The sequence below is a fragment of the Paenibacillus sp. J22P143 genome (genome assembly GCF_059692035.1).
In genome coordinates this window covers 455145-468025 of sequence record NZ_JCAUAQ010000001.1, presented here as the reverse complement: position 1 = coordinate 468025, position 12881 = coordinate 455145, and the positions used below count along the sequence as shown (strand labels likewise).

General features: G+C 45.9%; 13 protein-coding genes. 12 read left to right on the top strand and 1 reads right to left on the bottom strand.

Annotation, left to right across the window (positions count from 1 at the left end; translation table 11 throughout):
- Window positions 1-88: 88 nt before the first annotated feature.
- The 12 genes from nusB to spo0A all read left to right on the top strand — a co-directional run bounded on the left by nusB (window position 89) and on the right by spo0A (window position 12450).
- The gene (nusB, locus tag AC58PQ_RS02345; RefSeq protein WP_497240365.1) at window positions 89-550 is read left to right on the top strand and encodes a transcription antitermination factor NusB; all 462 of its coding nucleotides are present in this window, start codon (window positions 89-91) and stop codon (window positions 548-550) included.
- Between the two features lie 57 nt (window positions 551-607).
- Complete coding sequence (gene folD, locus AC58PQ_RS02340) at window positions 608-1474, top strand: bifunctional methylenetetrahydrofolate dehydrogenase/methenyltetrahydrofolate cyclohydrolase FolD (RefSeq protein ID WP_497240364.1); 867 nt, start codon at window positions 608-610, stop codon at window positions 1472-1474.
- Between the two features lie 7 nt (window positions 1475-1481).
- Entirely contained in the window at window positions 1482-2852 is a 1371-nt protein-coding gene (xseA, locus tag AC58PQ_RS02335; protein ID WP_497240363.1) for an exodeoxyribonuclease VII large subunit, read from the top strand.
- The gene (gene xseB, locus AC58PQ_RS02330) at window positions 2839-3090 is read left to right on the top strand and encodes an exodeoxyribonuclease VII small subunit (protein WP_477590870.1); all 252 of its coding nucleotides are present in this window, start codon (window positions 2839-2841) and stop codon (window positions 3088-3090) included. Before xseA ends, xseB begins: the two co-directional genes overlap by 14 nt.
- Before the next feature lie 52 nt (window positions 3091-3142).
- The gene (locus tag AC58PQ_RS02325) at window positions 3143-4000 is read left to right on the top strand and encodes a polyprenyl synthetase family protein (protein ID WP_497240625.1); all 858 of its coding nucleotides are present in this window, start codon (window positions 3143-3145) and stop codon (window positions 3998-4000) included.
- A gap of 358 nt (window positions 4001-4358) precedes the next feature.
- Complete coding sequence (gene dxs, locus AC58PQ_RS02320) at window positions 4359-6251, top strand: 1-deoxy-D-xylulose-5-phosphate synthase (protein WP_497240362.1); 1893 nt, start codon at window positions 4359-4361, stop codon at window positions 6249-6251.
- Window positions 6252-6283: 32 nt separating this feature from the next.
- Window positions 6284-7114, top strand: a complete 831-nt coding sequence (locus AC58PQ_RS02315; protein ID WP_497240361.1) for a TlyA family RNA methyltransferase — start codon at window positions 6284-6286, stop codon at window positions 7112-7114.
- 197 nt (window positions 7115-7311) lie between these two features.
- Window positions 7312-7764, top strand: coding sequence for a hypothetical protein (locus tag AC58PQ_RS02310; protein ID WP_497240360.1), 453 nt, complete (start codon window positions 7312-7314; stop codon window positions 7762-7764).
- A 2-nt stretch (window positions 7765-7766) separates the two neighbouring features.
- Window positions 7767-8216, top strand: coding sequence for a transcriptional regulator AhrC/ArgR (ahrC, locus tag AC58PQ_RS02305; RefSeq protein ID WP_236285558.1), 450 nt, complete (start codon window positions 7767-7769; stop codon window positions 8214-8216).
- A gap of 15 nt (window positions 8217-8231) precedes the next feature.
- On the top strand, window positions 8232-9959 hold the full coding sequence (gene recN / locus AC58PQ_RS02300; RefSeq protein ID WP_497240359.1) for a DNA repair protein RecN: 1728 nt from the start codon (window positions 8232-8234) through the stop codon (window positions 9957-9959).
- Window positions 9960-10077: 118 nt separating this feature from the next.
- Entirely contained in the window at window positions 10078-11418 is a 1341-nt protein-coding gene (gene spoIVB, locus AC58PQ_RS02295) for a SpoIVB peptidase (RefSeq protein WP_497240358.1), read from the top strand.
- A 234-nt stretch (window positions 11419-11652) separates the two neighbouring features.
- Complete coding sequence (gene spo0A, locus AC58PQ_RS02290) at window positions 11653-12450, top strand: sporulation transcription factor Spo0A (RefSeq protein ID WP_497240357.1); 798 nt, start codon at window positions 11653-11655, stop codon at window positions 12448-12450.
- Between the two features lie 143 nt (window positions 12451-12593).
- Here the strand turns inward: spo0A and AC58PQ_RS02285 are convergent, their stop codons facing one another.
- Window positions 12594-12686 carry a YjcZ family sporulation protein gene (locus tag AC58PQ_RS02285; RefSeq protein ID WP_082595420.1) on the bottom strand — a complete coding sequence of 31 codons (93 nt, stop codon included), beginning with the start codon at window positions 12684-12686 and terminating at the stop codon, window positions 12594-12596.
- Window positions 12687-12881: the final 195 nt, after the last annotated feature.

The following is a 12881-nucleotide window of genomic DNA, read 5'->3' as shown; positions in this document are numbered from 1 at the left end:
TAAACGAACTCGTCCAAAGTGGACGGGCAAAGCCGTTTATTTTGGGAAAAGGTCGTTTTGCTGGAGCGAAACGCTTAGGAGGAACAGAATGAAACGCAGAATTGCACGTGAAATTGCTATACAAAGCTTATACCAAATCCAAATGAATGAGGCTACTCCTCAGGAGGCTGTTCAAATCGCGATTCATGAAGCTGAACATGATAATGAATCGCAGTTGGATTTCTCCGGAGATAAGATAGATCCTGTCTACATAATTGAGCTTGTTGAGGGGACTTACAAGAACAAGGTAAGCATCGACGAGTTGTTGGAGGAGTATCTGAAGGGCTGGGCTATGGACAGGCTGTCCCGTATTGATCGTGAAGTGCTGCGCCTAGGTGCTTATGAGATGCTGTATCGCGATGATGTTCCACCGAAGGTTGTTGTCAATGAAGCCATCGATTTGGCTAAGCATTATGGTACAGAGGAATCAGGGAAATTCGTAAACGGTGTACTCGGGAAAATGATCAAAGAAATCGACGATCTGAAAGAAAAAGTACTTCGTACACAATAATCAAAGTGTAATAACGTTCATATCGCGTAGGGTTTAACAAGTTAAGGGGGAAATAACATGTCAGCACAAGTAATTAATGGGAAAGAACTCGTGAGCTCCATTCGTGAGGAAATCAGATCTGACGCAGCGGCACTAACCGCGCAAGGGAATCAACCAGGTCTTGTCGTTGTTATTGTGGGTGAAGATGCAGCTTCGCAAGTATATGTTAGAAACAAAGCGAAAGCCTGTGATGATGTAGGCATCTATTCCGAAGTACACCGCCTGCCTGAGCAAACGACGCAAGCAGAATTAATCGCACTCATCCATGGTTTTAATAACAATAATCGGATCAACGGCATACTTGTTCAATCACCATTGCCGAAGCATATCAACGAAGAAGCGGTTGTGGATGAAATTGATCCAGCTAAGGATGTGGATTGCTTCCATCCAATCAATGTCGGGAACCTGATGATTGGTAAAGATGGCATGAAGCCTTGTACACCGCATGGTGTTATTGAAATCCTCAAGCGGACAGGCGTGGAAATCGCAGGTAAGCATGCTGTCGTAGTTGGCAGAAGCAATATTGTAGGTAAACCAATGGCTATGTTGTTGTTGCGTGAGCATGCGACGGTTACTGTAGTTCATTCCCGTACGCCGAACATGGAAGAGATTACAAAGCAAGCAGATATATTAGTTTCAGCCGTAGGTAAGGCTAATTTCATTAAAACGCACCACGTGAAGCCAGGCGCTGTTGTGATCGACGTAGGTATTAACCGAAAAGCGGATGGTAAAGTGACGGGGGATGTCGATTTCGAAGCGGTCAAAGAAGTTGCAGGCACGATCACGCCAGTTCCAGGCGTTGTTGGACCTATGACGATTACGATGCTGCTTCGCAACACAGTTGATGCGGCGAGCCGTGCAGCTAAAGCGAATGTGAGCGTATAATCACCTTATGGCGAGAAACGAAACTAAGATTTTATCGGTTAAAGACCTAAACCGTTATATTAAGCTATTGCTGGAAGGAGACTCGCGTCTCCAGGATGTATGGGTCCGAGGCGAAATCTCCAACTTCACGCATCACTCCAGTGGTCATATGTATTTTACATTGAAGGATGCAGACGGTCGGCTGAAAAGCATCATGTTTGCTTCGCATAACCAGAAGCTCGGATTTATCCCGAAAGAGGGCACGAAAGTGATTGCTCGCGGGAATATTTCTGTTTATGAGCGAGACGGCGCTTATCAATTCTATGTGACGGCGATGCAGCCTGATGGCATTGGCAGCTTGTATTTGGCGTTCGAGCAGCTGAAAAAGAAGCTCGAAGGCGAAGGGCTTTTCGCGCCAGAGCGCAAGAAACCGATTCCTCGGTTTCCGCGCGCCATTGGGGTGATCACGTCCCCGACGGGGGCCGCCATTCGTGATGTGATCATCACGCTGCAGCGGCGCTTCCCGTCGATCCCGATCTTGCTGTACCCTGTCCTCGTACAGGGTACACAGGCGGCGCCTTCGATCGTCAAGGCGATCGAAGCCATGAACCGGCTCGGTGAAGCCGACGTGCTCATCGTGGGCCGCGGCGGCGGCTCACTGGAAGAGCTGTGGGCCTTCAACGAGGAAATCGTGGCGCGGGCTATCGCAGCCTCCGCGATTCCGATCATCTCGGCCGTCGGCCACGAAACGGACTTTACGATCGCCGACTTCGTCGCCGATCTGAGAGCGCCGACGCCTACGGCGGCGGCAGAGCTCGCGGTGCCGCACCACCTCGAGCTGAAGCAGCAGCTATCGCAGCAGGCACAGCGCCTGCATTACGGGCTGCTGCAGCAGCTGCGCCGCAAGCAGGAACGGCTGGAGCGCGCGAAGCGCTCGCCGTTCCTGACGAACCCCCGCAGGCAGCTGCTCATGCAGCCTGCGGAGCGACTCGACCGGCTGGCGGAGCAGCTCGGTTATCGCATGCGTCAGCGCCTAACGGAGTTGGCGCAGCGGCGATTGAAGCTGGAGCGTCGCTTATCCTGCTTCAATCCGACCGAGCAGGCCGTGATCGCGAGGCAGCGTTTGGATGCTTCCAAACGCCAGATGCTCACGGCCATGCAGAACCTCCTGCGTTCGAAGAAGCAGGAGTGGCAATCAGGCGTCCGCCATTTGGACGCCCTCAGCCCGCTGAAGGTAATGCAGCGTGGCTACAGCCTTGCTTATGACGAGCAGGAGAAAAAGCTCGTTCGTTCGGTCGCACATGTGAAAATTGGCGATCGTTTATCCATACGTCTGAAAGATGGTAAAATACAATGTCAAGTTTCGGGGATGGAGGCGAACATGGATGTCAACGAGTGAAACAGAAGTAAGCTTTGAAGTGGCCATCGAGCAGCTAGAACGCATTGTCAGCCAGTTAGAAAGCGGCGATGTACCTTTAGAGAAAGCCATTGAATTGTATCAAGAAGGCGTAAGGCTCTCCCATTTATGCGGAGTTAAATTAGAGCAAGTGGAGAAGAAAATTGAGATGCTGGTTGAAGGGGAAGCTGGGGTAACAAGGAAGCCTTTCCAGCCTGTCTTAGAAGATAAGGGGAATTAGTTTGAATAACACGACGTCTAATATTCATACCTACATCGCTTCCCATGCTGAAATGGTCGAAGCCGCACTACGTCAATCGTTGCCTACTGCCTGGGATGTTCCAGCTTCTCTACGTGAGTCCATGGATTATTCCCTGATGGCAGGCGGCAAACGATTGCGCCCTATTATGGTTATAGCAGCTGCTGAGGCGCTTGGGGGCTCGTTGGAAGCTGCCATGCCTGTTGCACTAGCTATTGAATTAGTGCACACGTATTCCTTAGTGCATGATGATCTTCCAGCGATGGATAATGATGATTACCGGAGAGGGAAGTTAACCAATCATAAAGTATATGGCGAGGCGATGGCTATTCTAGCTGGCGACGCGCTGCTTACGCACGCCTTCTTCAGTGTTGCCCAAGCGCACAAAAAGTTCGGTGTTCCTGCCGATCGAGTGCTAGCGATTACGGAAGAGCTTGCCGTTCTTGCAGGTGCTCGCGGAATGGTTGGCGGGCAAGCAGCTGATATGCTTGGAGAACAAGGTCTGACGAAGCTAGAAGAGCTTACCTACATTCATACGCACAAGACAAGCGACCTTATCGTATTCTCCTTGCGTGCGGGTGGACATATTGCGGGAGCGACTGAAGCTCAGTTGGAAGCGCTCAGTGAATTCGGTCACGCACTGGGACTTGCTTTTCAAATTCAAGATGATATTTTGGATATTATCGGTGATGAAGCCAAGTTAGGCAAGCCAGTCAAGAGCGATGAGAAGCAGCAAAAGGTGACATTCCCTTATTTTATCGGCATGGAAGCTTCTGAACAGAAGGTGCATGAGCTGACGAACCAAGCGAAAGAAGCCTTAGTTAGATCCAATATAGCGAACCCAGAGCGGCTGCTGCAGATCGCAGATTACTTGATGAAAAGAGATCACTAAGTGACCATTTATCGAGATCCTCTTATAGAGGTAGTTCAAAAAGTCCAATTTTGATCAGGAAGTAGTCTAAGAAGCGGATTCGACATCGAATATTGAATTCAGCCGGAAATTCCGGTGCTCACGTAGTTTCTACTACGCTCCGCTCCTCATTTCCTAGCTTCGTTCAATCTTCTCGGTGCTGAAAACCAGACTTTTTGAACACGCACTTATAGTCAAAATGAAACTTATTGTCATGGCTGACGTACTCGTTCTATAGGGGGATGCATCCGTCCATCCATGGCGTTTTACACGAAATACCAAATTCTATGATATAATGGTGAAATCTTAGTATTTTCACATTGAAAGTGAGGAAACAAGCGTGCTGCTCGAACAAATCAATCGGCCTGCAGATTTGAAGCGGTTATCCTTGACGGAGCTCGAAGAATTGGCAGGGGAAGTCCGTCAATTTCTAATTGAGAAACTTTCCGTTACGGGTGGACATCTGGCCCCGAACTTAGGCGTGGTTGAACTCACAATTGCCTTACACACCATGTTTCACAGCCCGTATGATAAACTGATTTTTGATGTGGGTCACCAGGCGTATGTGCACAAAATTTTGACTGGACGCAAAGACAAGTTTGATACGTTGCGCAAATATAAGGGGCTCTGCGGTTTTATTAAGCGTTCCGAAAGCGAACATGATGTTTGGGAAGCAGGACATAGTAGTACATCACTGTCAGCTGCTATGGGTATGGCGATGGCGCGTGATCTCAAAGGCGAACATAATAAGGTTGTTGCCATCATTGGTGATGGTGCGCTTACAGGCGGTATGGCACTAGAAGCCATGAATCATATTGGTCACGAGAAGAAAAATATTACGGTCATTCTGAATGACAATGAAATGTCTATTGCGCCCAACGTAGGGGCTCTTCATAATTATTTAAGCAAGATTCGTTCGGATCGTCATTATCTGAAAGCCAAAGAAGAAGTCGAATACTTACTGAAGAAAATTCCTGCCATCGGCGGAACGCTGGCCAAAACCGCGGAGAAGCTGAAGGATAGTCTTAAATATTTTGTATTGAATGGTGTTTGGTTTGAAGAACTAGGCTTTACGTATATCGGACCTGTGGATGGGCATAACTTACAAGTTCTAATGGATACGCTGAAACAGGCTGAGAAGGTTGCAGGTCCTGTGCTTATTCATGTCGTTACGACCAAGGGTAAAGGCTATAAGCCTGCTGAGAACGATTCACACACTTGGCATGGTCTAGGGCCATACAAAATGGAGTCGGGGCAAGTTCTTAAGTCTTCTGGACCGCCGATGTATACGACGGTATTTGGTGATACCTTAATAGAGCTTGGAGAGAAGGACTCACGTGTAGTTGCAGTTACACCTGCGATGCCAGGTGGATCCGGTTTGTTGAAATTTGCGAAGCAATTTCCGAATCGAATGATTGATGTAGGTATTGCGGAGCAGCATGCGGCTACGTTATGTGCAGGCTTAGCAAGCGAAGGCTTAAAGCCCGTATTTGCTGTCTACTCAACATTCCTGCAACGTGCCTATGATCAGGTTGTTCATGACATTTGTCGCCCTAAATTAAATGTTACCTTTGCGATCGACCGTTCAGGCTTCGTTGGCCCGGATGGTGAAACACATCAAGGGGTTTATGATATTTCATTTTTGCGGACAATTCCGAACATGGTTCTAATGATGCCGAAGGACGAGAAAGAATTGCGAGATATGATGCAAACGGCTCTCGAATATAACGATGGCCCGATTGCTTATCGTTATCCGCGAATCAATGGCACAGGGGCTAATATTGATGAGGCTCCTAAAGCGATTCCGCTTGGTACATGGGAAACAGTACGAGATGGCGATTATGCCGCTGTACTCGCTGTTGGACCTATGGTTCAGATTGCCGAAGAGGCAGCAGCTCAGTTGGCACAAGAGGGCATCGAGCTTCGCGTCGTGAACGCGCGATTTATTAAGCCATTGGACGAAGCGTATTTACTTCAGTTAGCTAAGGAATCGATGCCGGTAATCACCATGGAAGAAGGATCAATCCAAGGTGGCTTCGGAAGTGCCGTATTGGAGTTTTATGCGGAGAAGCGTATTGTAGGTTTACAAGTTGAGTTAATGGGGATCCAAGATTACTTCGTTGAGCATGGCAGTGTGCCAGAGCAGCGTGAAGAAGTCGGTTTAACGGTCCATCACCTGATTACAGAAGTGAAGAAGCTAGTACCTCGTAAGGTCCTTCGGGCTAAGGTCTAGTAACCGATTTGAATAGGAGCAACACATCATATATGTCATCGGATAAAGAACGGTTAGACTTATTGCTACTTGAGCAGGGATATTTCGAAAGTAGGGAAAAGGCAAAGGCCGCCATTATGGCAGGCCTTGTTTTTGCGGACGAAGAGCCAGTTGATAAGGCGGGTATGAAAATAAGCCGGAAAGCCGTGCTCAAGGTAAAGGGTGCACTTCATCCTTACGTGAGCCGTGGCGGATTAAAGTTAGAGAAGGCGTTAAAGCAATTCGAAATCGACTTATCTGGCGCAGTTATGCTGGACATTGGGGCTTCAACGGGCGGATTTACGGATTGTGCGCTGCAAAACGGTGCTGCTTCCGTCTATGCTGTCGATGTTGGCTATAATCAACTGGATTGGTCGCTTCGCAATGATGATCGTGTTCATGTGATGGAGAGAACGAATTTCCGTTACACGAAATTGGAGGATTTGAACGGTCCGAGACCTACCTTTGCCAGTATCGACGTTTCGTTCATTTCACTTCGTATTATTTTGCCCCCTCTAAAGGAAATCCTAGGGGAACAAGGTCATGTTGTAGCCCTGATTAAGCCGCAATTCGAAGCAGGCCGTGAGAAGGTTGGGAAGTCAGGCGTCGTGCGTGATACCGATGTACACATTGACGTGCTGACAACGGTGCTGTCATTTGCTGAGGAGCTCGGCTTTCGTTTGAAGGGTCTGACCTATTCGCCAATCACGGGTGGAGAAGGCAATATTGAATTCCTTGCCTACTGGACAAGTAATGGTGGGGATGAGTCGCTTGCAGCGCCTTCCTTGATTAAAGCCATCATTGCAGATACGGTAAAAGAGTCTCAGAAATTACATGGAAAATAAACTCATCTTTGAGAACGCCTTTTGCGGCCCTGAGATGGGTTTTTTCAAATTATAAGCATGTATTTGTTTCACTTGATATTTCGGCTTAATTTCTAGATAAACGCACGAGTCCTTTTCAGGACAGTGTAGTCGTTTATTTCGCTTCAGAGAAAGGATTTTCCTTCTGAATTCGCGAATACTATGGCGAGGTGAAGGACATGGAACAAGGCGATGTTAAAGTCATTTTGTTAATCCTGATCGGTGTTGTAAGTATCGTCATTTGGCGATTTCCGAAGTGGATTGCGGGTTCAAGTCGAAGAAGAGGTCGGATTCCTAGGCACGCGAATATTCCCGATGACGATGTTGTTGAGCTTCTTGAAGCTGCCGGCTTCGATGTGCTTGCAGGCAAAACTAAAATTCCTATCACCATGACCGTAGGCGAGAGAGATCACCTAGAAAGCCGCTTATTTATCGATTATTTTGTGCAAAAGGAAGATGATGTTTATCTTGTGAAAGTGGCGAGAGAACGCAAGCCACTTGAGATGACAGGGAGCGCTGTGCGTGACATGCTGCTGCCCTACACCCTCATTTATCCTGAGGCACAGGGTATCCTTTACGTTGATATGACCGTTAACAAAATCAAAAAAATCACATTTCACATAGAGGTGTAAGGATGAAGGGTCAAAGGCATGTAAAAATCAGAGAAATCATTACGAATCATGAGATTGAAACACAGGATGAATTAGTTGAGGCGCTGCGCGCGGCTGGATTTCATGTGACACAAGCGACAGTCTCCCGAGATATTAAAGAGCTGCACTTAATAAAAGTGCCCCTTGATGACGGTAGATATAAGTATTCCATGCCGGCTGATCAGCGTTTTAATCCGATGCAGCGGCTTCGCAGAGCATTAAGTGACCATTTTGTCAGTATCGATTATACGGATAATTTGGTCGTCATGAAATGCTTGCCAGGTACAGCGAATACGATTTGCGCGTTGATTGACAATTTGGAGTGGCATGGTGTCATGGGCACGATCTGCGGAGATGATACGATCCTTGTGATCTGCCGCGGGAAAGAGAATAGCGTAACTTTTGTAAATGAAGTCATGTCCTTATTATCATAATTCCAGGAGGCGTTCATGCTTACAGAGCTTTCGATTCGTAATTTAGCTGTTATTGAACATGTTCATATTCGGTTTAAGGCTGGTTTTCATGTATTGACAGGGGAAACAGGCGCTGGGAAATCGATCATCATAGATGCGTTAACACTGATTGTCGGCGGTAGAGGTTCATCAGAACTGGTTCGGTATGGTGCAGATAAAGCAGAGATTGAAGCGATGTTTGACTTACCTGCTTCGCATCCGGTTTGGCATACGCTTACAGAGCTTGGGATTGAGTCAGATGCTTCCGAGCATCTCATCATTCGTCGAGAAATTACGGCTACTGGTAAAAGCTCAAGTCGGATTAATGGTCAGCTTGTGAATATGACCATGCTTCGTAAAACGGGAGAATGGCTCGTTAATATTCATGGCCAACATGAACATCAATCTCTTCTTCATGTGGACGAGCATATTCATTCCCTTGATTTATTCGGAGATGCTGAGATTGACGCAGCGAAGTCGGCGTATCAAATGAGTTACGATCAGTATATGAAGCTCCAAAAGGAGCTTAATGATCTGCAAGAGACGAGCAAGCAGGCGCTGCAAATGCTAGATCTGTATCGTTTTCAGATTGATGAAATCTCAGCTGCCAAGCTCAAAATTGGCGAAGATGAAACCTTAGCTGAGGAAAAGCGCAAGCTAGCTAATGCTGAAAAGCTATATCAGAACTCGACGGAAGCTTATGATTTTCTCTATGCTACGAATCGGGGACTAGATGCTGCTGGCAAAGCAGTCTCGCGCCTTCAGGATATCGTCCAGTTGGATCCGACAAATCTAAGTCCAATTCTAGAACAAGCGCAATCGGCCTTCTATCAGTTGGAAGATGCAGCTTACCAAATCAGAGATTATCGCGATGGCATCGAGTTCAATTCATCCCGTCTTGATTTTATTGAACAAAGATTAGATACCATCACGTCTCTTCGTCGAAAATATGGGGAGAATATTAAAGAGATTCTGAGCTACTTAGAGAAGATCAAAAATGAAGTCGATACGATTGAAAATAAAGATGAAATTATTCGTAAATTAGAAGAAAAGCTAGTCCTTGCTGAGAAGCAAGTTGGTGTTCATGCATTGGATCTGTCCAACCTGCGTAAAGGAATTGCGAGCGATCTCTCTGCTCAAATCGAACATGAATTACGTGATCTTCAAATGGAACGGACACAGTTCCGTGTTCAAATCGCGCACATCATCGATGATCGCGGCGTAGAGGTGGATGGAAATAAGGTACGCTTTAACAGACAAGGAATTGATCAGGTTGAATTCCTGATGGCGCCTAACCCTGGTGAACCATTGCGTGGACTTAGCAAAATTGCCTCCGGCGGAGAGCTCTCTCGTATTATGCTCGCAATGAAGGCTATTTTTGCACGCATCGATCAAATTCCTGTGCTTGTTTTTGATGAGGTCGATACAGGGGTTAGCGGTCGCGCGGCGCAAGCGATTGCTGAGAAGATGTCTGTACTTTCACAAAGCTGTCAAGTATTCTCCATTACGCATTTACCACAGGTTGCCAGCTTCGCTGATGTTCATTTCTTTATTCGGAAAGAAGTGGATCATGAACGCACGTTCACGCGGGTTCAAGATATGCCAGATGCTGGCCGGATTGAAGAGCTGGCGAGGATGCTTGGCGGTGTAGAAGTGACAGAAACAACGCTGCATCATGCCGGAGAAATGCTTACCATGGCAAAAAATAAGAAAGCAAGGGTATGAAAGTATAGATAGTCATCATTTACAGTTATAAAAGAAGGGGACTGGGGTTAACTTATAGATACGCAATTGACGAGGTTATTCGTCAGGGCTCAAGGAATCTTGAAGGAGCGTGTTGATAGTGCAATCCAACAAAAGAAAAAGATTGTTCGGACTTTTGCTCGTCTTCTTCGTTTGCTTGGTCAGTGTGTCCCCGCCTTTTCAGAGCTTTGCCTCCTTTCCACAAGAACTCCGCTTATTCAGCGGACAAGGGAAGCAGCTTCAGTTAACAATGCCGGTCAGTGCCCAAGTGACGGTCAAGGATACGGATATTGTGAAGGTAAATGGCAACGCCGAGCACTCATTTCAAGTTAATTTGAACGAACCTATTTCTCTGCAATCCGATCATTCCGGACAAACGGAAATGAAGCTCAAGCTATTTGGAGCCATTCCAATTAAGACAGTCAAAGTGAATGTCGTACCTGACTTAAAAGTAATCCCAGGAGGCCAGACGATCGGTGTGAAAATTAAGTCTGCCGGTATTTTGGTGGTAGGTCATCATTTGGTGACGGTTGCCTCGGAACAAAAAGTTTCACCTGGGGAAGAAGCCAAAATTCAAGTAGGCGATTTAATTACCAAAATCAATGGCAAGGATTCTAAGGATGTTAGCAAGGTCGCAGAGCTTGTAGCCAAATCAGGTGAAAGCAAGAATCCGCTTGTTCTGCAAATTTTACGAAATAATCAAGAACTCGTTGTGAAGCTGCAGCCCGTTTATGATGTTGTAGATAAGTCGTACCGTTTAGGGCTGTACATTCGTGATTCCGCGGCAGGTGTGGGGACATTAACCTTCTACGCTCCCGATCAGGGCGTCTATGGGGCTCTGGGACATGTCATAACGGATATGGACACTCAGACACCCATTATTGTTGGCGATGGCGACATTGTATATTCGAATGTGACTTCGATTTCGAAAAGTCATAACGGAGATCCTGGCGAGAAGCATGCAACTCTTTACAAGGACAGTAAGGTTATTGGTAATATAGAAAAGAATACAGCCTTCGGTATCTTCGGTAAAATGTACGGGGCACCCGATCACAGCTTAGATAAAGAGGCGATTCCCGTTGCTTTCGCGGAAGAAGTGAAAGAAGGGCCAGCGCAAATCTATACGGTGCTCGAAGGGCAGAAGGTGGAAAAATTTGATATCCAAGTCGTTCACGTGTCCAAACAAGACGTTCCGGGTACGAAAGGTATGGTTATCAAAATCACGGATCCACGTTTATTAGATAAAACAGGTGGCATTGTTCAGGGGATGAGCGGTAGTCCAATTATCCAGAATGGTAAATTGATCGGTGCCGTCACGCATGTTTTTGTGAATGACCCAACAAGTGGCTATGGCTGCTTCATTGAATGGATGCTGCAGGACTCTGGAATTATCCTTCGTCCTACAACAGGAACCACGAACAAAGAACTAAAGGCGAGTTAATAGCCTTTAGTTCTTTATTTCTTTATAACCTCTTTTTAAAGAAACGTAGCAAGTTTAGTGACTTCATGTCGAAAAATGTTGGAATCAGAAGATAAATATTATATTATATAAGAAAGTCAAACAAAAGAAAAGAAAAATAATATTCGACAGAAGGATTTTAAAAAGAGCTGTCGAATAGTTTAACTTAAGAGAGAAAATACCATCTTGTTTTAGTAGCTAAAGGAGGAAATTCAGTTGCAAAAAATTCAGGTATTACTTGCAGACGATAATCGAGAGTTTACACACTTATTGTCAGAGTTCATTGGTGAGCAAGAGGATATGGAAATTATGGGTGTTGCGTACAATGGAAACGAGGTCCTTCGTTTTCTGGAGCAACAGCGTGAACTGCCCGACGTTCTCATTTTAGATATTATTATGCCTCATCTGGATGGCCTTGGTGTTCTGGAAAAAATGCGCGAAATGAATCTTCCTTCACAGCCCAAAATCATTATGCTTACAGCTTTCGGTCAAGAAAATATTACGCAAAAAGCCGTGCAGCTTGGTGCTTCTTATTACATATTAAAACCTTTTGATATGGAAACCCTTACGAATCGTATTCGTCAGCTTGCAGGCAATTCCTCATCAACAACGACTACATCGTCATCGCCTCGTGCTAATGTTGTGCACATGCCAAAAGGTAAAAATTTGGATGCTAATATCACGAGTATCATTCATGAAATCGGCGTACCTGCTCATATTAAAGGTTATCAATATTTACGTGAAGCCATTACGATGGTTTACAATAATATCGAAATCCTTGGCGCAATTACCAAAACGCTCTATCCGGCTATCGCTGAAAAATACAAAACAACGCCTAGCCGCGTCGAACGCGCCATCCGTCACGCGATTGAAGTCGCTTGGACACGCGGCAATATCGACAGTATCTCCTTTATTTTCGGATATACGATTAACATCTCCAAGTCAAAGCCGACAAATAGCGAATTCATCGCGATGGTTGCTGACAAATTGCGTATCGAGCATAAGGTTTCTTGAGACGGTTAGTATCTTTTTAAAACGTATAGAATTAAGGACGCTCATATGGAGCGTTCTTTTTTGATTTCACCAACTGCATCGAATGCTTAGGAAGCAGAAAGACTACCTAGACGGTCTAGGTAGTCCCTCTGTATTGTTTTGAATTACCAAACAAAAGCGCTAGTGATAATAACCAATAAGATGAAAAGTACCAACACAGCTGCTGCAGAAGTACCATACCCTGTTCCACAACTCATTCGAATCAACCTCCAATGGATATATGGTTTGTGTTTCGAGATAGCTTATGACTATTTTTGTGGAATGTTTGGGCGAAACGACTGATTGTGCTACTGTCCCTGTCCGTTTAAATAATTTTGTGACATGTAAGGTGCTTCTCGAAAACTTGGAACCAAAGATGAGTTTGTTACGTTATTACAACAGGTAAGTACGTA

Coding starts and splice junctions, on each gene's coding strand:
- nusB (WP_497240365.1), top strand. CDS start 89: ATGAAACGCAGAATTGCACGTGAAATTGCTATACAAAGCTTATACCAA.
- folD (WP_497240364.1), top strand. CDS start 608: ATGTCAGCACAAGTAATTAATGGGAAAGAACTCGTGAGCTCCATTCGT.
- xseA (WP_497240363.1), top strand. CDS start 1,482: ATGGCGAGAAACGAAACTAAGATTTTATCGGTTAAAGACCTAAACCGT.
- xseB (WP_477590870.1), top strand. CDS start 2,839: ATGTCAACGAGTGAAACAGAAGTAAGCTTTGAAGTGGCCATCGAGCAG.
- AC58PQ_RS02325 (WP_497240625.1), top strand. CDS start 3,143: ATGGTCGAAGCCGCACTACGTCAATCGTTGCCTACTGCCTGGGATGTT.
- AC58PQ_RS02315 (WP_497240361.1), top strand. CDS start 6,284: ATGTCATCGGATAAAGAACGGTTAGACTTATTGCTACTTGAGCAGGGA.
- AC58PQ_RS02310 (WP_497240360.1), top strand. CDS start 7,312: ATGGAACAAGGCGATGTTAAAGTCATTTTGTTAATCCTGATCGGTGTT.
- ahrC (WP_236285558.1), top strand. CDS start 7,767: ATGAAGGGTCAAAGGCATGTAAAAATCAGAGAAATCATTACGAATCAT.
- recN (WP_497240359.1), top strand. CDS start 8,232: ATGCTTACAGAGCTTTCGATTCGTAATTTAGCTGTTATTGAACATGTT.
- AC58PQ_RS02285 (WP_082595420.1), bottom strand. CDS start 12,686: ATGAGTTGTGGAACAGGGTATGGTACTTCTGCAGCAGCTGTGTTGGTA.